At 69.9% G+C, this 18,952-nt stretch carries 16 protein-coding genes; all 16 read right to left on the minus strand.

Annotated elements, in window-relative coordinates; translation table 11 throughout:
• Nucleotides 1–1,689 carry a nickel ABC transporter ATP-binding protein NikE gene (gene nikE / locus J7654_RS06415; protein WP_209739153.1) on the minus strand — a complete coding sequence of 563 codons (1,689 nt, stop codon included), beginning with the start codon at nucleotides 1,687–1,689 and terminating at the stop codon, nucleotides 1–3.
• Nucleotides 1,686–2,564, minus strand: a complete 879-nt coding sequence (locus tag J7654_RS06420) for an ABC transporter permease (RefSeq protein ID WP_209739154.1) — start codon at nucleotides 2,562–2,564, stop codon at nucleotides 1,686–1,688. The genes nikE and J7654_RS06420 overlap by 4 nt, the downstream gene beginning before the upstream one ends.
• Nucleotides 2,561–3,580 carry an ABC transporter permease gene (locus J7654_RS06425; RefSeq protein ID WP_209739156.1) on the minus strand — a complete coding sequence of 340 codons (1,020 nt, stop codon included), beginning with the start codon at nucleotides 3,578–3,580 and terminating at the stop codon, nucleotides 2,561–2,563. Before J7654_RS06425 ends, J7654_RS06420 begins: the two co-directional genes overlap by 4 nt.
• A gap of 41 nt (nucleotides 3,581–3,621) precedes the next feature.
• Nucleotides 3,622–5,232 (minus strand): ABC transporter substrate-binding protein, encoded by a 1,611-nt coding sequence (locus J7654_RS06430; protein ID WP_209739158.1) that lies wholly within the window; start codon nucleotides 5,230–5,232, stop codon nucleotides 3,622–3,624.
• 26 nt (nucleotides 5,233–5,258) lie between these two features.
• Nucleotides 5,259–7,001 (minus strand): hydantoinase B/oxoprolinase family protein, encoded by a 1,743-nt coding sequence (locus J7654_RS06435; RefSeq protein WP_209739160.1) that lies wholly within the window; start codon nucleotides 6,999–7,001, stop codon nucleotides 5,259–5,261.
• Nucleotides 6,988–9,075: a hydantoinase/oxoprolinase family protein gene (locus J7654_RS06440; protein WP_209739162.1), complete on the minus strand. Its 2,088-nt coding sequence runs from the start codon at nucleotides 9,073–9,075 to the stop codon at nucleotides 6,988–6,990. Before J7654_RS06440 ends, J7654_RS06435 begins: the two co-directional genes overlap by 14 nt.
• Before the next feature lie 52 nt (nucleotides 9,076–9,127).
• Nucleotides 9,128–10,234 carry an LLM class flavin-dependent oxidoreductase gene (locus tag J7654_RS06445; protein ID WP_209739164.1) on the minus strand — a complete coding sequence of 369 codons (1,107 nt, stop codon included), beginning with the start codon at nucleotides 10,232–10,234 and terminating at the stop codon, nucleotides 9,128–9,130.
• A gap of 299 nt (nucleotides 10,235–10,533) precedes the next feature.
• On the minus strand, nucleotides 10,534–10,923 hold the full coding sequence (locus J7654_RS06450; RefSeq protein ID WP_209739166.1) for a RidA family protein: 390 nt from the start codon (nucleotides 10,921–10,923) through the stop codon (nucleotides 10,534–10,536).
• Between the two features lie 29 nt (nucleotides 10,924–10,952).
• The gene (locus J7654_RS06455) at nucleotides 10,953–12,140 is read right to left on the minus strand and encodes an MFS transporter (protein ID WP_209739168.1); all 1,188 of its coding nucleotides are present in this window, start codon (nucleotides 12,138–12,140) and stop codon (nucleotides 10,953–10,955) included.
• Nucleotides 12,141–12,195: 55 nt separating this feature from the next.
• Nucleotides 12,196–12,759, minus strand: a complete 564-nt coding sequence (locus J7654_RS06460; RefSeq protein ID WP_209739170.1) for an NAD(P)H-dependent oxidoreductase — start codon at nucleotides 12,757–12,759, stop codon at nucleotides 12,196–12,198.
• Nucleotides 12,760–12,937: 178 nt separating this feature from the next.
• Nucleotides 12,938–13,801, minus strand: coding sequence for a LysR family transcriptional regulator (locus J7654_RS06465; RefSeq protein ID WP_245195687.1), 864 nt, complete (start codon nucleotides 13,799–13,801; stop codon nucleotides 12,938–12,940).
• A gap of 121 nt (nucleotides 13,802–13,922) precedes the next feature.
• On the minus strand, nucleotides 13,923–14,516 hold the full coding sequence (locus J7654_RS06470) for an NAD(P)H-dependent oxidoreductase (RefSeq protein WP_209739174.1): 594 nt from the start codon (nucleotides 14,514–14,516) through the stop codon (nucleotides 13,923–13,925).
• Nucleotides 14,517–14,527: 11 nt separating this feature from the next.
• On the minus strand, nucleotides 14,528–15,922 hold the full coding sequence (locus J7654_RS06475) for an FAD-binding oxidoreductase (protein ID WP_209739176.1): 1,395 nt from the start codon (nucleotides 15,920–15,922) through the stop codon (nucleotides 14,528–14,530).
• Nucleotides 15,919–17,226, minus strand: a complete 1,308-nt coding sequence (locus J7654_RS06480) for a cytosine deaminase (RefSeq protein WP_209739178.1) — start codon at nucleotides 17,224–17,226, stop codon at nucleotides 15,919–15,921. Before J7654_RS06480 ends, J7654_RS06475 begins: the two co-directional genes overlap by 4 nt.
• 4 nt (nucleotides 17,227–17,230) lie before the next feature.
• Nucleotides 17,231–18,091, minus strand: coding sequence for an ABC transporter permease (locus tag J7654_RS06485; RefSeq protein WP_209739180.1), 861 nt, complete (start codon nucleotides 18,089–18,091; stop codon nucleotides 17,231–17,233).
• Nucleotides 18,088–18,864 (minus strand): ABC transporter ATP-binding protein, encoded by a 777-nt coding sequence (locus J7654_RS06490; protein WP_209739182.1) that lies wholly within the window; start codon nucleotides 18,862–18,864, stop codon nucleotides 18,088–18,090. Before J7654_RS06490 ends, J7654_RS06485 begins: the two co-directional genes overlap by 4 nt.
• Nucleotides 18,865–18,952: the final 88 nt, after the last annotated feature.

Raw genomic sequence — 18,952 nt, forward strand, 5'->3', positions numbered from 1 at the left:
TCATCCGGCTGAGGCGGATCGAATGGGCATGTCCCGGGCCGGCGCCTCGTCCGGCGCCTCGAAGGACAGATGCGGCACGGCGTCCAGAAGCTGCCCGGTATAGGGGTGCTGCGGGGCGGCGAAGAGCGCGGCGCTGGCGCCCTCCTCCACGACCCGGCCGTTCCTGAGGACGATGGTGCGGTCGCACATCATGCGCACGACGTTCAGGTCGTGGCTGACGAAGACGTAGCTGAGCTGCGTCTGGCGCTTCAGCCGCTCCAGGAGGGTCAGCACGACGGCCTGGACCGAGACGTCGAGCGCGGCCGTCGGCTCGTCGAGCACGAGCAGGCGGGGCTCGACCGAGATGGCCCGCGCGATGCCGACCCGCGCCTTCTGGCCGCCGGAGAGCTGGTGCGGCCGGCGCTCGAGAAGCGCGCGGTCGAGTTCGACGAGATCGGCCAGTTGCTCCACCCGCCGGCGGAGCGGCCCGCCGCGCAGGCGCTTCAGCCGGCGCAGCGGGTCGGCGATGGAATCGAAGGCGCTCCAGCGCGGGTTGAGGCTGTCGGTCGCGTCCTGGAAGACGAGCTGGATGCGCGAGCGCAGGGGCGAGGCGTAGAAGCGCCGCTCCGGGATGCCGCCGATGTCCTCGCCCTCGAAGAGGATCGTGCCGGAGGTCTGGTCGATCAGCCGCGTCAGCATCCGCGAAAGCGTGCTCTTGCCGGAGCCGGATTCGCCCACGAGGCCGAGGCTCTCGCCGGCCTTCAGCGTCAGCGAGACGCCGTCCACCGCCACCGTGCCGGCATAGACCTTGCGAAGGTCGCGAACGTCGAGCACGAGCGGCCGGCCCGCCTCGTGGGGCAGGGGGCGCACCGGCGGCAGGGGCGTGCCGCCGTCGCTCTCGGCCAGGGTCTCGATCCTCGTGTCGGCCAGGGGCGTCGATCGGATCAGGCGCTTCGTGTAGTCGTGCGCGGGAGCGAGGAAGAGGCGCCGGGGCGTTCCCTCTTCCACCACGCGGCCCTGCTGCATGACCGCCACGCGCTGGGCGTGGAGGGCGGCAAGGCCCAGATCGTGGGTGATGAGCACCATGGCCATGTTCCGCTCGCGGATCAGGCCGCTCAGGAGCGTCATCACCTCCTTCTGCGTCGTCGCGTCGAGGCCGGTGGTGGGCTCGTCGGCGACGAGCAGCTTCGGCCGGCATGCGATGGCGATGGCGATCATGGCGCGCTGGCACATGCCGCCGGACAATTCGTGCGGATAGGTCGCAAGCCCCCGCTCGGGGTCCCGGAACTGCACGGCGCGCAGGAGGTCCAGGGCCTCGGCGCGCGCCTGCGCGCGCGTCACGGGGCGATGGGCGCGGATCGCGTCCACGATCTGCTGGCCGATGCGGCGCACCGGGTTGAGGGCGGCCCGCGCGTTCTGGAAGACGACGGCCATGGAGGCGCCGCGCAGCGGGCGCAGCACGCGCCGCGAGGCGTGGGTGATGTCGCGCCCCTCGAAGACGATCCGCCCGCCGCGCACCCGCGCATTCGCCGCGTTGAGGCCGACCGCCGTCATCGCCACCGTCGTCTTGCCCGACCCGCTCTCCCCCACGATGGCCAGCACCTCGCCCTGCGCCACGCCGAGCGAGACGTCGCGCAGGGCGGGGATGAAGCGTCCCTCCACCTCGAAATCGACGCTGAGGGATTCGACGCTGAGAAGGCTACCGGTCATCTGCGCCCCCTCGGGTCGAGAAGGTCGCGCAGCCCGTCGCCGAGGAGGTTGAAGCACAGGACGGCGAGCATCAGCGCCAGGCCCGGGAAGGTGACGAGCCACCAGCTTCCGCTGGCCATGTACCGCGCCCCCTCGGCGACCATGATACCCCATTCGGGCGTCGGCGTCTGGACGCCGAGGCCGAGGAAGGAAAGCCCGGCCGCGTTGAGGATGGCCCAGCCGAGATTGAGCGAGATCTGCACCATCATGACGGGCATGACGTTGGGCAGGAGCAGGCTCAGGACGATGCGCGGATGGCTGTTGCCCGACAGGCGCGCGGCCTCCACCCACCCCATGCCGCGCCGCGCGTTCACTTCCGCGCGCGCGAAACGGACGTAGAAGGGCAGGTTGATGATGGCGGTGGCGTAGATGATGTTGGCCACGCTGTTGCCGAAGGCGGCCACGAGCGCCATCGCCAGGACGAAGAGCGGGAAGGCCATCAGCACGTCCACCGTGCGCCCGACGATCCGGTCGAGAAGGCCGCCGACATAGCCGCTGAAGGCGCCGATCACCGCGCCCACGGCGAAGGACAGGAGAACGGCGGAGGCGGCGATGGCCATGTCGAGCCGCGTGGCGGCCACCAGGCGCGAGAAGACGTCGCGCCCGATCTGGTCGGTGCCCGCCCAGTGCGCCCAGCTTGGCGGTTGCAGGGCGCCGCCTGCGTTGGAGGCCAGCGGGTCGTAGGGCGCCAGCCACGGCGCGAGGAGGGCGACGACGAGGAAGAGGCCGGTGCCCAGCGCGGCGAGGACGGTGAGCGGATTGACGCGCGAAAGGCGCCCGCCCCGCGCCGGCGCGGCCGGGGGCGCGTCCGGCACGAGGGGGCTCGCGACGCTCATGACAGGCTCACCCGCGGGTCGATCAGGCCGTAGAGAAGGTCGATCGTCAGGTTCACCACGACGTAGAGCGTCGCCATCAGCAGCACGAAGCCCTGCACCGGGGCAAAGTCCGAGGCCATGATCGCATCCACCGCGTAGGAGGCGATACCGGGCCAGGCGAAGACCTTCTCGACGAGCACGCTCGCCCCCAGCATCGAGGAGATCACCGTGCCCGAGATCGTGAGGACGGGCAGGAGCGCGTTGGTGAGCGCGTAGACCACGACGATCTTGAAGCGGCCGAGCCCGAGGGACTCGGCGGTGCGCACATAGTCGCTCTCCAGCACCGAGAGCATGGAGGCGCGGGTGATGCGCGTGAGCGGCGCCAGCACGAAGAGGCACAGCGTCGTGGCGGGCAGGATGAGCTGCGACAGCGCGGAGCCGAAGGCCGCCCCGTCGCGCGCCAGCAGCGAATCGACCAGAAGGAAGCCGGTGACGTCCGGCGGCTGGATGGCGAAGACGTCGATCCGCCCCGTCGGGTCGGGCGCCCAGCCGAGCAGGTAGTAGAAGACGTAGACCAGAAGCAGGCCCGAGACGAAGGTGGGGATCGAGACGCCGGCGGTGCACACCAGCCGCGCGACATGGTCGAGCGCCGAATTGGGGCGCAGCGCGGCCGCGATGCCGAGCGCCAGCGAGATGCCGGCGGCCAGGAGGAAGCTGAGGGCGACCAGCTCCAGCGAGGCCGGCAGCCTCTCGGCGAGATCGGAGAGGACCGGCTGGCCCGAGGTCGTGGACATGCCCAGGTCCCCGCGCGCGAGCTGCCCGAGATAGAGGACGAACTGCTCGGCGATGGTGCGATCGAGGCCGAGCCGCGCCCGGATCGTGGCGAGCTCGGTCTCGCTGGCCGAGGGCGAGGCCATCAGGCCCGCCGGGTCCCCCGGCAGGACGCGCATCAGCACGAAGGTGAGCGCCAGCACGCCGAACAGGGCGGGCAAGGCCGAGAGGAGGCGGACGGGGACCCGGACGAGGAGGGTTGGCATCGCCGTCCTCGACCGGCCGCCACTCGATGTCGCGGGGCCCGTCACGTCCGGGACAGGTCCCGGAAGTCGACATTGTAGTGATACCAGGCCGTGAAGCCCTCGATGGAGGGCGCCATGACCACGTCGAGCGTCTGCTTCCAGAAATACGTCATCGGCACCTCCTCGGCGAGCAGGCCGACGAGCCTGCGTGCGTCCTCCTCGTAGGCGGCCTGGTCGGCCTCGAAGCGGGCGCGGGGCAGGATCTCGTTCACCCGCGCATCGTCCCAGCTCGAATAGTTCCACCGCGACGGGCCGCTGAAGAAGATGCGGAAATAGTATTCCGTCGAGGGGAACAGGGCGAGCGTGCGCTCGATGAGCATCGGCAGGCGCTTGTCGGTGATCGCCTCCGCCATCTGCGGGTCGGGCAGCTTGTCGATGCGCACGGTGATGCCGATGCGCGCCAGCGATTCCTGGATCAGCGCCGCCGCCGGCTCGGCGAAATTGGCGCGGTTGACGCCGAAGGAGAGCGTGGTCTCGAAGCCCTCGGGATAGCCCGCTTCCGCCAGCTTCTGCCGGGCAAGGTCGAGATCGGTGCTCCAGGGCAGGGCCTGCGGGAAGACGCCCTCCTCGGGCTCGCCCTGCCAGCCGGCGCCGTAGAGCTTCTCGCCTCGGCCGAGCACCGCCGTCTCGAACAGGTTGTCGTAGGGCAGGGCGAGCGCCACCGCCTGGCGGACGAGCACGTTGTCGAAGGGCTCCATCCGCGTGTTGAAGATCAGGCCGGCCGCGGCCGTGGGCATGGGGATCGAGGCGACCTTGACGGTGTCGCGCCCCTCCAGCGCCCGCAGGTCCTGCGACTGGAGGTTCAGGGTGATGTCCGCATCGCCGCGCTCCACGAGGTTGGCGCGCGTCGAGGCCTCCGGGACCGTCTGCACGATCACGCGGCGGAAGCTGGGCCGGGGGCCGTTCGCCCAGCCCTCGTTCACGTCGAGCACCACCTGCTGGCCGGCCCTGAAGGTGCTGACGGCGTAGGCGCCGCTGCCGGCCGTGTTGTCCTTCAGCCATTCCAGCGCCCACGGATCCTCGTCCGTGGCATGCTCCCGGGCCAGTTCGCTGTTGTAGATCGGCGCGTAGAGCGAGGCGAGGTTCGGCAGGGCGAGGCGGTCCGCCTTCTCCAGCGTGATGCGCACCGTGCGCTCGTCGACCACCGTGAACTGCGAGGGGTCGGTCAGCGAGCCCGTCGCAAGCTGGGCCTTCGACATCGTCTCGGCGCTGACGGCCCGGTCGAGCGACCATTTGACATCCTCGGCCGTGACGGGCCGGCCGTCCTGCCAGAGGGCGTCGGGGCGCAGATGGAATGTCAGCGTCAGGCCGTCCTCGGAGACCTCGAAGCTCTCGGCCAGCTCGCCGCGCAGGGACTCGAAGTCGAAGACGCGATAGTCGCCGGCGGGCCGGCTGTCGAAGGCGACGAGCCGGTCGTAGGTGGCCGAGCTGAGGGCCGTCGCCTCCGGCGTCGCCCCCAGCATCACCGGGTCGAGCGTGTTCACCGAGCCACCGGTCACGTATCGCAGGGTTTCCTCCCGCGACTGCGCGCCGGCCGGCACTGAAAGGAGGGTGGAGACGAGGATGAGCGCGATCGCCGAAAGGCGCCGGCCGCGAACCGAGACATGTGCCATGCTGTATCCTCAATCGGAGTTGGGGGTCATTCGGCTGCGATGGGGTCGATGGCGGCGCGGCTCTCCCAGTTCGCGCCGTAGTCGCGTCGCGCGGCCTCGCGCGTGACGTAGCCCGCCTCCACATCCCGGCGGATCAGTTCGGGGTCGCGCCCGGCCGGGTCGCCGTAGCCGCCGGCCCCGGCCACCTGGAAGACGAGCCGGGAGCCGGCCGGCGCGAGGAAGGCGCCCTTGCCCTGCATCGCGCGCGTGGTGCCGTCCGGCATCTCGAGCGAGATCGCGGAGAGCCCGCCCTCCTTGCCGCCGGCCAGGCCGAACGGCGCCGTCTGGTTCCGGTCCGCGCAGGTGGCGCAGTGCACCTCGCGCTCCAGGATGCGCCAGGCGCGCCGCACGCCCAGGCCGCCGCGCCATGTGCCCGCCCCGCCGCTGTCGGGCGCCAGCGCGTATTCCTCCACGCGCAGCGGAAAGCTCATCTCCAGGATCTCCACCGGCGTGTTCATCATGTTGCCGACCGGCGTGGCGACGCCGTTCATGCCGTCCTTGACGGGACGCGCGCCGAAGCCGCCCTTCGTGACCTCGTAGCTGATGAAGGTCTGCTCCGTGCGGTAGTCGATGCCGCCGAAGACGACGACGCCCCCCGTTCCGTGCGAGGCGGCCGGGACATTGCCCGGCGCCATGGCGTACATGGCCGCGAAGATCATGTCGCCGACGCGCGCCGACATCTCGTGATTGGCATAGGTGACGGCGGCGGGCTCCTGCGCGTTGACCACGCTGCCTTCGGGCGCGCGCACCTCCACCGAACGCCACGCGCCCGAATTGGGCGGGATGAGGCTGTTGGGATCGAGGATCATCTTCAGCGCCGCGAAGACACCCGAGCGCGTCACCGTGAGCGGCGCGTTCATGGGGCCCTTCACGCGCGGATCGGACCCGTCGAAGTCGACGAGGAGCGTGTCGTCGCGCTTGGTCACGCGCACCTTGACCGTGAAGCACGCGTCCATGGTCTCGCCCGGCTCCAGGATGCCGTCCCCGTCGATCGTGTCCACGAAGGTCGAGGTTCCGTCCGGCAGCCGGCGGATGGCGGCGCGCATCATGGTCTCGGAGTAGTCGAGAATGCGGTCCATGACGCGCAACAGCTCGTCCACGCCGTATTTGGCGGCCAGGTTGCGCAGGCGCTCGGCGGCCCTGCGGTTGGCCGCGACCTGCGCGCGAAGGTCGCCCAGCCTCTCGGAAGGCGCGCGCACATTGGCCAGGATCAGGGCCTCGACGTTCGGGTCCGGCTCGCCGTCCACATAGATGCGCACCGGCGGCATGCGCAGCCCCTCGCCGTAGATCTCCGTCACCGCGCCGTAGGAGCCGGGCGTGGCGCTGCCGATATCGGGCCAGTGGGCGCGCACGCAGCCATAGGCGATAAGGCGCTCGCCCACGAAGACGGGCATGACGACGTTGACGTCCGGCAGATGCGAGCCGCCGTGATAGGGGTCGTTGTGGATGAAGACGTCGCCGTCCCGCGGGCTGGGGAAGGCCCGGACGACGGAGCGGACCGCGTCCGGCATGGAGCCGAGGTGGATGGGCAGGTCGGGCCCCTGGGCGACCATGTTGCCGCGTGCGTCGAAGATGCCGCAGGAATAGTCGCCCGCCATCTTCAGGAGCGGCGAATAGGCCGTCTTGGCGAGGACGATCTTCATCTCCTCGGCCGCCGAGAGCAGCGCGTTCTTGACGATCTCGAAGCGGGCGGCGTCGATTCCGAGCTGGGGCTTTTCAGGCGTCGGCATGTTCGCGTTCCTCCGCGATCAGGAATCCGTTGGGGTCGACGGTGGCGACCCAGCCGGGCGGCACCACGGTGGTGGAATCGAGCGATTCCACGATGGCGGGGCCACGTATGGTCTCGCCCGCCTCCAGGCCGTCGCGCCACACGACGCTCGTCGCCACGGAGCCGGTGGCGGGGAACCAGACCTGCCTCTCGTCGCGGCGCGGGTCGCTGGCCACGCGGTGCTGCGCCAGCGTCAGCTTCGGCAGCTTGCCGAGGGCGGTCAGGCGCAGATTGACGAGCTGGATCGGCTCGTCGGCATTGGCGTGGCCGTAGGTCTGCTCGTGCTTGCGATGGAAGGCCTCGGCGATCGCCGCCAGCGTCCGCGCGGTCACGGGCCCGGCGGCGACGGGCACGGTGAGCTCGTAGGCCTGCCGGCGGTAGCGCACATCCGCGTAGCGCTGCAGCTCGCGCCGCTCCGGCGGCACCTTGGCCTGCTCCAGCATGGCCGCTCCTTCCGCCTCCATCGCCAGATAGGCCTGGCCGAGACGGTCGAGATCGACCCCGGCGAGGGCGGCATAGAAGGTGCGCGAATAGTCGCGCTTCAGGTCGGTGGCGACGAGGCCGAGGGCCGAGAACGCGCCCGGCGCGGGCGGGATGACGACGCGCGGGATGCCCAGCTCCTTCGCCAGCGCGATCGCGTGGATCGGCCCCGCGCCGCCGAAGGCGATCATGGTGAACTCGCGCGGATCGTGCCCGCGCTCCACCGAGACGATGTTCAGCGCCTCGGCCATGTTGGCGTTGACGACCTCGATCATGCGCGCCGCCGCCTCCGCGACGGTGAGGCCGAGGGGCGTGGCGATATGCCGGTCGATCGCGGCCTCCGCGCCGGCCTTGTCGATCGCCAGCTCGCCGTCGAGGAGGGAGAGGGGGTTGAGGTAGCCGAGCGCCACGTTGGCGTCCGTCACGGTGGGCTGCGTGCCGCCGCGACCGTAGGCGATCGGTCCCGGCAGGGCGCCGGCGCTGTGGGGGCCCATCTTCAGCGAGCCGCCCGGGTCGATCCAGGCGATGCTGCCGCCGCCCGAGCTGACTTCGGCGAGGTCGATCACCGGCACGCGGATGGGGTGTCCCGTGCCGTTGATCCAGCGCTTGGCGTTGGCGGCGCCGCCCACCTCGTAGTCCGCCGTGACGGTGATCTCGCCGTCGACGATGACGCTCGCCTTGGCGGTCGTGCCGCCCATGTCGAAGGAGATGACCCGGTTCTCGCCGAGCTGGTCGCCGACGAGCGCCGCCGCGATGACGCCGGCCGCGGGCCCCGACTCCACCGCCTGGGCGGGCATGCGGAGGCATTCGGCGATGTCCACGACGCCGCCGCTGCTGCCCATCACCACCAGCTCGGGAAGCCCCGTCCGCGTGACCGCCTCGTGCAGCCGCGCCAGATAGCTTTCCATCAGCGGGCCGACATAGGCGCAGACCGCCGTGGTGCTGGCGCGCTCGAACTCGCGGATCTCCGGCAGCACCTCGCAGGAGAGAAACACCTGGACGCCTGGCAGCGCGGCGCGCAGCGCCTCGCCGAGCCGCTTCTCGTGGCGATCGTTCAGGAAGGAGAAGAGAAGCGAGACGGCGACCGTCTTCACCCCGCTCTCGCGCAGGGCGGCCGCCAGCGGCGCGATCTCCTCCTCGGCCAGCGGCGTGACCACCTCGCCCTGCGCGTCGATCCGCTCGGTGATCTCGTAGCGGTGCTTTCGCGGGATGAGGACGGGCGGCGCGTCCTGGAACAGGTCGTAGAGATCGACGCGCGTGCTGCGCCGCAGTTCGAGAAGGTCGCGGAAGCCGCGCGTGGCCACGAAGGCGCATTCGGCGCCCTTGCCCTCCAGCAGCGCATTGGTGACGATGGTCGTGGCGTGGGAGAGAAGCGACACCCGTTCCGGCGAGACGCCCGAGCGGCCAAGCCCCGTTTCCAGGCCGGACAGGACGCCCTCGGCGAAATCGAGCGGCGTCGTCGGCACCTTGGCGATGCCCAGGCGCCCCGTACTCTCCTCGATCATCGCGACATCCGTGAACGTGCCGCCGATATCGACACCAACTCGCCAGTTCATTGGGCTTCCTTCGAAATGGGCGGGCTCGTCAGCGAGCCCTGGAACGGGACACTCACCCTGCCGCCGCCAGGCGGGGCGGCGCGGGGGGCAGGCCGCGGCGGCCGACCGCCTCGAGCGGGCCGATCTCGCGCTCCACCAGGGGCACCACCTCCTTGGCGAAGCGCTCGAGCGAGCGGCGCGCGCGCGCGATCGGCATGTCGCCGAACTGGAAGAAACAGTTGAAATGGATGGGATCGAAGCGCCGCAGGTCCGCCACGATGCGCTCGGCGATGCCATGGGGATCGCCGATCATGTAGTTGTCCCGGAAGCTTTCCAGGCTCGCTTCGTCGGGCATCGCCACGGGCTCGAGGCGCGAGCCGTCCATGGCCGGGGTTCGCGCCCTCAGCGCGAAGGCCATGCGCGCATAGCTGCGCCCGCGCTCGGCCGCGTCCATCGCCTCGCGCTTGTCGTCGGTCACATGGATATATTGCTGCATGGCGACAGGCATGGCGTCCCGGGCGAAGCCGCAGGCCTCCCAGTTCTGCAAGGCCGCCGCGTGCGAGCGGGCCAGCAGGCCGGGCTTGCCGTTCAGCGCGCCCGACACGAAGGGGACGGCGCCGTCCGGCGCGACGGCGGCGAAGATTTCCGGCGCGATGGAGGTGAGGAAGACGTCGGGCATCGGCTTCTGGACCGGGCGGATGGCGAAGGCCGTCTCGGGAACGGTGATATGGCGCCCCCGGAATTCCACCCGCCCCTCCACGAGCGCGGCCCGCAGCACGGTCCAGTACTCGACGAAGATCTCGTTCTTGCGCGCGAGGTCGATGCCGAAGCGCTCGAACTCGTGCGCCTGATAGCCGCTGCCCAGGCCCAGCACCGCGCGCCCGCCGCTCTGCTGGTCCAGGAGCGCGATCTCCTGCGCCACGCGCAGCGGATGGTGCAGCGGCAGGACCACGACGCCCGGCCCCAGCCGGATCCGCTTCGTGCGCCCGGCCATGTAGGAGGCCATCATCAGGGGCGAGACGCTGAGCGAATAGTTCGTGAAATGATGCTCGGCGAACCAGGCGGCATCGAAGCCGACCTCGTCCGCGATCTCGACCATGGTCCGCGTGTCCGCCATCACGCCGGGTATGCCGCCCGGATTGTCGTGGTGGGTCATCAGGTTGAAGAGGCCAAACTTCACGGCGCGCCCTTCTTCTGCTGGCGTCCTGCATCGCCGGGAACGCCCCGCCGACCTTGTCACGAACTCAGCTTCGTCGGCGCGGCCGGCCGTCACAAGCGTTCGTTCCTAACCGGACGCCAACCGCCGCTTACGCGTCGGCGATGCATTAGTGCTTCTAATTGAGGCGAGTGGCAAGCCTGCAAAAAATATATGCAAAAAGCCTGGAAAGAGCGCGATTCCAGGCCTTTACACGCAGAAAGCGAAACGGGCGGGCGCCCTGTGGCCCCGCCCGTTCCGCTCGTTCTGCGGCAAGCGGCCTTCTAGTCCTCGGCGACGGCGATCGCCTCGATCTCCAGGCGCAGCTCCGGCCGCGCCAGCCCCGCGACATAGACCAGCGTGGAGGCCGGCTTGTGTCCGCCCATGCGTTCGGCCCGGACGTGCGAGAAGGCCTCCCGGTCCTGTGGCCGGGTCATGAAGACGGTGGTGCGCACGATATCGGCAAGGCTCATCCCCGCCTCGGCCAGGGCAAGCTCCAGATTGTCGAAGACGGCCGCCGCTTCCTGCGCGAAGTCGGACGGAACGGTCCCGTCCGCGCGCAGGCCGATCTGGCCGGCGAGATAAAGCGTGTGCACGGCGCCCGACACTTCCACCGCATGGTGGTAGGTCAGGGGCGCCGCGCGCCCGCCCGGGTTGTGGAATTGCTTGGGCACGGCTTGCGGTTCTCCTTTCGAGGCGGACGTCAGACCCTGCCGGACCTCGCCTCCCGCAGCACGTAGAGCTGCGAGAGGCAGGCGATGGCGGCCATGAGGAGGGGAAGGGTCCCAAGGGCGGAGGAGGGGCTTGGGAAGAGGGTGACGAGAAGCCCGCCGACGAACCCGCCGCCGAGCTGCGAGAAGCCGAGCAGCGCGGAGGCCGCCCCCGCTTCCTTGCTCGTGTTCCGCAGCGCCTGCACGGTGAAGCCGGGCGTAGCCATGGCGACCGCGAAGGCATAGAGGCCGACCGGCAGGAACACCGCCGCCAGACTGTCGAAGCCGCGCGCCGCGTTCACCGCCAGCAAAAGACCCGCCGCCAGCATGAGAAGGCTCGCCGGCAGCACGAGCGAGGCGGCCGAGCGATGGCGCAGAAGGCGCCGGGCGAGCAGGGCGCCGAGCGTGTAGAAGGCCGATTGCAGCAGCATCGCCGCGCCGAACTGCGCGGGCGAGAGGCCGAGATCGGCGTCGGCCACGAAGGCCAGCACCGTGGACAGCATGTAGATGCAGCCGATCGAGCAGGCGGCGATGGACATGGACGCGACGATCGGCCCGCGCCCCAGGAGCCGGGCATAGGTCCTGGCGACCTGCACGGGCGCCGCCTTGCGCCGGTCGGGCTCCGGGTTGGTCTCCTCGATGCAGAAGGTGCACAGGAGAAGCAGGAAGACGCCGAAGGCGATCATCAGCACGAACAAGCCGGGCCACGGAGCGACGGTGAGGAGCAGCCCGCCCAGCCCCGGCGCGAAGGCCGGGAGGATCGCCAGCATCGTTCCGACCGAGCCGAGGACCTGCCCGGCGCGCTCGTCGTCGAACAGGTCGCGGACGATCGCGCGCGTGACGGTGATGCCCGCCGCCGCGCCGATGCCCTGGATCAGCCGCGCGGCGGAAAGCCCGTCTATCGAGGTGGCGGCAAGGGCGAGAGCGCTGCCCGCGATATAGGTGGCGAGGAAGAGCTGCAGCACGATGCGCCGCCCGAACGCGTCGGCGAGCGGGCCGCAGGCGAGCTGGGCGAAGGAGAAGCCGAAGAAATAGGCGACGAGGGTGAACTGCACGGCGCCCTCGTCCACCGCGAACGCCTCAGCGATCGAGGGCATGGCCGGCGTATAGATCGACATGGACAAGGGGCCGAGCGAGACGAAAGCCGCACCGGCGATGGCGACGAGACGCGCGGACATCATGGTGCGAGGGGCTCCCCTTCGGCCGGCAAGGGCCCTGCCCGGCCGGCGGGGCGGATCAGGATGCGGCGCGCGCCATGACGGGGGCGCGCTCCTCGGCGGGGCCGGCCGGCAGGGCGGCGACGAATTCCCCCATGACGCCCAGGAGCTCGTCGCATTCGATGGCGCCCTGCGGGCCGATCGTGCAGGCGATGTCCTTGTCGAGAACGAAATGGGAGCGGGCCACGTGGCCCGCGCGCATGGACTGGAGCACGGGCCGCAGCCCGTAGTCCAGCGCCAGGACATGGGCAAGGCTGCCCCCCACCGCCAGCGGCAGCACGGTCTTGCGCGCCAGCCCGAACTGGGGAAGGAGATCCAGGAAGATTTTGAGGAGCCCCGAGAAGGAGGCCTTGTAGATCGGCGTCACGATGACGACGCCGTCCGCCGCGGCCACGAGCGACAGGGCCCGCTCGATGGCCGGGTCGCCGTCGCGGCGAAACACCATGGCCTCCACCGGCAGGCGGGAGAGCGCCAGATGGGTCGTCTTCGCGCCCAGCATCGTCAGATGCCCTCCCACCGCCTCGGCGACGAAGGCGCTGCGGGAGCCGGAGGACGGGCTGGCGGAGAGGATGGCGATGCGCACGACAGGAATTCCGACATGGGAGCGAACTTGGCTTTCCACGACTGTGGGAATGTCGGACGGGCGTGACAAACGAGAAATATCATCGACGACCTAAGCTGCGCTTAATCGTATGGCCGGCAGTGCCGGGCCCCGGGCAGACTATCGGCCGAGCGGCCGGCGGATTGCAAGCCCGCAGAGGCTATCCGGGCGGGACGTGGGCTTCCCGCAGCACGTCCTTCACGAAGCGCCGCAGCCAGGCGCCGAAATTGGAGTGGTGGGCTCGCTCGTGCCAGAGCATGAAGAAGCGCATCCGGCCGAACTCCTCCGGCGCGCCCACCACCGAAAAATCGCCGAATCGCGCCAGATAATCGGCGAAGGGCCGGGCGGAGGTGAAGACGAGGTCGCTCTGCGACAGGATGAACGGCACCAGCGCATATTCCGAGACGGCCGCGCGGATGGAGCGCGCGAGCCCCAGCTCCGCGAGCCGCCCGTCGATGGGGCTCGCCATGGAGGCGTGCGGCGGGTTGGGCGAAAGATGCTCCAGCCGTAGATAATGCGCCATGGAGATGCGGCCGGCGCCGGCCGCCGGATGGGCGCGGTCCACCATGCACACCACCTCGCAGTCCATCAGCTCCTCGGACCGCAGGTCGCGCCCCGGCAGCTCGCGATGGCCCAGCACGAGGTCGGCCTCGCCCGATTCCAGGAGGCCGTCCAGCGCCGCCGCGCTCGGCATGGGCGAGACTTCCAGCACCATGTTCGGCGCCGCGGCGCGCAGGCTCTTCACGAGCTGGGGAAGGAGATAGGGCCCCAGGCTCGTCGCCGCGACGATGCGCACGTGGCGCTCGGAGGTGAAGGGGTCGAAATCCGTCTCCCGCCCTACCAGATGGTCCACGTCCGACAGGATGCGGTCGATCAGGACCGCGACATCCTCGCCGCGCTCGGTGCGCACGAGGCTGCCTCCGCCGCGCACCAGAAGCGGGTCGCCGGTGAGCCCGCGAAGCCGGCGCAGCGTCAGGCTCACCGCCGGCTGGCTGAGGCCGTGAGCGGCGGCCGCGCGCGACACGCTGCGCTCGTCCAGCACCGATTTCAGGATGCGAAGCTGACGGATGTCGAGCTCGGTGCGGGCGCGCTCCAGCGGCGGCTTCCCGCTGCTCGCCGGCGCGCCTGCGTCCGTGGGGGGCGTGTCAGAAACGGGCCATCCTCCGCGCCACGGTGAGCTTGAAGGCGTCCAGCTCCCGCGGTCCGTTGTTGTTCATGTCGTAGAGCGCATGATAGCCGACGCGCCCCTGCGGGCGGAAGATGCCGTAGAGCACTCGGCGCGCCACGCGCCGAGGCGGATCTCCCACCAGCATGGCGCGCAGGCGCGGGCCGCCATAGGTCGTCACCACCGCCACCTTGCGGATATTGTTCATCACCCGCCGCAGCCGGCCCCGGTCGCCCTCCTCCATCTCGAAGGCGACGCCGGGCACGAAGACGCGGTCGAAGAAGCCCTTCAGGATCGCCGGCATGCCGAAATTCCACACCGGATGGACGAGAACGATCCCCTCGGCCGCGCGCACGCGCTCCACGTAAGGGGCGATCTCGGGCGTGATGTTGGCGGCCGTGTCGTGGTAGCGCAGCCGCTCCTCGCGCGAGAGCACCGCCTCGAACCCTTCCGCATAGAGGGACAGAAGGTCGATCTCGTGCCCGGCCTTTCTCAGGCTTTCCAGCACCACATCGCGCAGGGCCGCGCTGTAGCTCTCCTCCACCGGATGGGCGTGGATGACGAGGACGCGCATCCGGCCCTCGCTCAGGCCGCGTCGGCGCGCTGAAGCCCGGAGAACAGCCACTGGCGCCCGCTGTCGAAATCGAAATCGGGATTCTCCCAGGCCACCATCTTGCCGGGGTTGAGAATGCCCTTCGGGTCCGCCTCCCGCTTGAAGGCGAGCTGCCCCCGGTCGGTGCGCTTCATGCCCCCTTCCTCCAGCGTGTAGCGATGGGGGTTGAAGACGAGGCAGCCGTTCTCCTCATGCATGGCGATGATCTCCTCCAGCCGCTCCTCCGTGGTGAAGCGCACGATGGGCAGGCCGGAGAAGACGACGCGCCCGTCGAAGCGGATCACTTCGAGATGCAAGGGCAGCTCGTCGCCCAGAAGCTCGTGGATGCGCTTCACGCGCTCCAGGTCCGGATATTGCGTCTGGAGATAGGTGATCGAGGGATCGACCTTCAGCCCCAGCATGGTGGTGTGGTTCCAGCATAATTCGAACACCGGCGGCAGGCGCTCGCCCTGCGCATCCCGGTCGGAGCGGAACAGGATTTTCGCATCGCTGTGGCGGGCATAGACCTCCAGCGCCTCCACCGATTGCGGGGCGACCATGGCCACCACCACGGAGCTTTCGCGCGGGATGAAGCGGCGGTGATGGCCGAAATAATCATGCGCCACGGGCGCGGCGACCGGCGCGATCTCCTTGACGAGAATGCCGTCCTGCCGGCCCAGCGCCTCGCCGAAGCGGCAGGCCTCGATGATGTCGGGAAAGCCGAGGATCACGCCCACCCAGTCATAGGCGGCGGTGAGTGGAATCTCGACCTCGGTGATGATGCCGTTGGTGCCGTAGGCATGGGCCACTTTCAGGACGTCCGCGCCTTCGAGCTTGAGGACGCGCGGCTCCTCCTCGCAGGTGACGACGGTGAGGCCGAGAATGTTGCCGAAATTGCGCAGGCCCCCCCAGCGTATCGAGCCGACGCCGCCCGAGCCGCCGGCCACGAAGCCGCCGATCGTCGCCGTGCGGTAGGTGGAGGGAAAGAAGCGCATTTCCGCGCCATGCTCGGCCTTGGTGTGGCGGTCCATCTTTTCGAGAATGGCACCCGCCTGCGCGCGCACGCGCGTGGCATCCGAATGGACGATGCGGTCCATGGCGGAAAGATCGAGGATCGCGCCGCCCGAAAGCGGCATGGCCTGCCCGTAATTGCCGGTGCCCGCCCCGCGCGGGGTGATGGCGACGCCATGCCGGTAGGCGGCGCGCAGCACCTGAACCACCTCGGCCTCGCTCTGCGGCGTCACCACCAGCTCGGCGCTCACCCCTTCGAGCTGGCGCTTGAGGACGGGCGAATACCAGTAGAAGTCGCGGCTCTTCTTCTGCACGAATTTCGGATTGTCCTCGACCTTGATGGCGCCGAGGTCGGAGCGGAAGGCGTCGAGGGTCATGGGCGGTCTCCGAGGATGGGGTCGAGTTCGCGGTAATCGGGAAGGGCCGTGTCGATGGGCGCGCCGGCGCGAAGGACGATGCGCTCGCTCTGCGGGCGGGAGAGGAATTCGGTGAGGTCGCGCGCCCGCGTCACCACGAGGTCGGCGGGACGGCCGGGCTCGATCAGGCCGCGATGGGCAAAGCCCCCCGTCGCGGCGGGCGTGGCGGTGACGGCGGAGAACCAGCTCGCCGCGTGCTCGGCCGGATGGTCGAGATGGGCGATGCGCACGGACTCGCGAAACACCTCCACCATGTCGAGATCGCCATAGGCGTAGAAGGGATCGCGCGTGTTGTCGGAGGAAAGCGAGACGGCGACGCCCGCCGCCTTCAACTCGTTGACGAGCGTGACGCCCCGCCAGCGCGGCGTGCGGGGGAAGGCGGCGTTGTGGCGGTCCTGGAGGTAGAGATTGCACAGGGGCAGGGAGACCACGGCGATGCCGGCCCGCGCCACGCGCTCGATGGTCTCCTTCGCGAACGCCTCTTCCTGCACGGCGAGCGAGCAGCAATGGCCGGCCAGGACGCGGCCGGAAAAGCCCGTCTCCAGCACCGTGTCGGCCAGCACCCGCAGCGTGCGCGAATCCGGCTCCTCGCTCTCGTCGATATGCAAATCGAGGTCGAGCCCGTGCCGCCCGGCCGCCTCCACGAGATTGGCGATGGCCTCGCCGGCCCGGTCGAAGAGCGAGATCGCCCCGCCGAGCTGCCCGCCATGATGCTTCACGGTGCGAGCCATCTCCTCCACGAGGTCGCGGTCCAGCGCGTGGTCGGGGCCGATCAGGGCGGTGGCCTGCAATTCCACGCGCCCCGCCCAGCGCTCGCGCATGGCTGAAAAGAGCGGCCATGTGGTCTCGTGCTGGGGCGGGGCGGAATCGAGATGCGTGCGGATCGCCGCCGTGCCGTGCGCATAGGCGCAGCGCAGCGCGAACTCCATGCGCGCCTCTATGTCGGCGGCGCTCCAATGGGCCTCCCGGTCCTCTTTCACCGCCAGAAGCGCGCCCATGAAGCTGCCGTCGGGATTGGCCCGGCGCGGCCAGATATGCCCCTTGTCCAGATGGGTGTGCAGGTCGCAGAAGGCGGGCAGCACGATGCCGCCGTCGCAATCGTGCACCGTCTCGCCCGCCTGCGGCGAAGCCGCGCCGGCACTGTCCAGCGCGACGATGGTTCCGTCCTTCAGCCGGATGTCGACCTTGCGCCAGCCGCTTCCCTCGCCCGTCAATACGGCGGGGACGCGGGCATTGCGCAGAAGGCCGGGGGATGCGTTCGACAAGGCGTCAGTTCTCCCGCTTCAGGGCGCTTTCGTGCCAGCGATGCAGCGAGGCCCAGGCGATGGCGGAGGTGAGCATGAAGATCGCAACGCCCGTCGCCGACAGGAGCACGAGGGCGGCGAAGAGGCGGGGGATGTTCAGCCGGTACTGCGATTCGAGGAGGCGGAAGGCAAGGCCCGAACCGGCCCCGGCGGACCCTGCGGCGAACTCGGCCACCACGGCGGCGATCAGCGAGAGGCCGCCGCCGATCTTCAGCCCGGCCATGAAATAGGGCAGGGCGGCGGGCAGCTTGAGGTGCACGAGCTGCTGCCAGCGCGTGGCGCCATAAAGGTCGAAGAGGTTGAGGAGGTTGTGATCGACGCTTTTCAGCCCCTGGACCATGTTGGACAGGATCGGGAAGAAGGCGACGAGGAAGGCGCAGAGCAGGATCGCGCTCTGCGTGGAGGGCATGTAGATGAGGATGAGCGGCGCGATGGCGACGATCGGCGTCACTTGCAGGATCACCGCATAGGGGTAGAGCGCCAGCTCTATCCAGCGCGACTGGACGAGCAGGACGGCCAGCGCCACGCCGCCCGCGAGCGCCAGGAACAGGGCCGAGAAGGTGATCTTCACCGTCACCCACAAGGCGGGCGAGAGCGTTCCCCAATCGCTGAACAAGGTGGAGGCGATGAGGAGCGGGCCGGGCAGGATGTAGGGCGGAACCGCGTTCACCCGCACATAGACCTCCCAGACGAGAAGCGTCGCGGCCAGCACCAGAACGGGGATGGCGATGCGCAGCGCCCTGCCCTTGTCGAGCCCCGCCGCAGGGGGCTCCGGCGCGGGGGCCGGATCGGCCGCGGTGCCGGTTCGTGCCGTGCCCACGTTCATGCCGCGGCCTCCGGCAGGGCGGCCGGGGCGTGGATCGCGCCGGCCAGTTCCGCCGAGACGCGCCGGCACAGCTCCGCATAGTCGGCCGTGGTGCGGAAGCTCTCGTCGCGCCCCGAAGGGTCGGGCAAGGACAGGTCCGCCACCACGCGGCCGGGGCGCGCGCCCATCACCACGATGCGGCTCGACAGATAGGCGGATTCGAACACCGAATGGGTGACGAAGACGACGGTGAGCCCCTTTTCGGCCCACAACGCCAGAACGTCGTCGTTCAGCTTCTGGCGGGTGATCTCGTCGAGCGCGCCGAAGGGCTCGTCCATCAGGAGGAGGCTGGAGCCGGTGACGAGCGCGCGGGCGATGGAAACGCGCATCTTCATGCCGCCGGACAATTCGCGCGGATAGGCCTTGGCGAAGTCCTGGAGGCCCACGGTGGTCAGAGCCTCCATGATGCGCTCGCGGCCCGCCGCCTTGGAGACGCCCTTGAGCCGCAACGGCAGGTGCACATTGCCGAACACGGTGCGCCAGGGCATCAGCGTCGGCTCCTGGAAGACGAAGCCGATGCCCGCATCCGGGCGGCCGCGCTCGTCGATGCGCGAGGCCGGCCAGTCGATCGTGCCCGCCGTGGGCTCGCCGAGCCCCGCGATGATCCGCAGCGCCGTGGACTTGCCGCAGCCCGAAGGCCCCAGCAGGCTGACGAACTCGCCCGGCCGGATGTCCAGCGACATGCGCGAGAGCGCCAGCGTGCCGTTGGAGAAGCGCTTGGAAACGTCGCTCATGCGCACGACCGGCCGGGACGCCCGGCCTTGCCCGCGCACGGGCTGTGAGGGGGAAGCCACGGGGGACGACACTCCTGATCCGTCGAAG

It is taken from the genome of Aureimonas populi (assembly GCF_017815515.1).
In the GTDB taxonomy this organism is placed as follows: Bacteria; Pseudomonadota; Alphaproteobacteria; order Rhizobiales; family Rhizobiaceae; genus Aureimonas; species Aureimonas populi.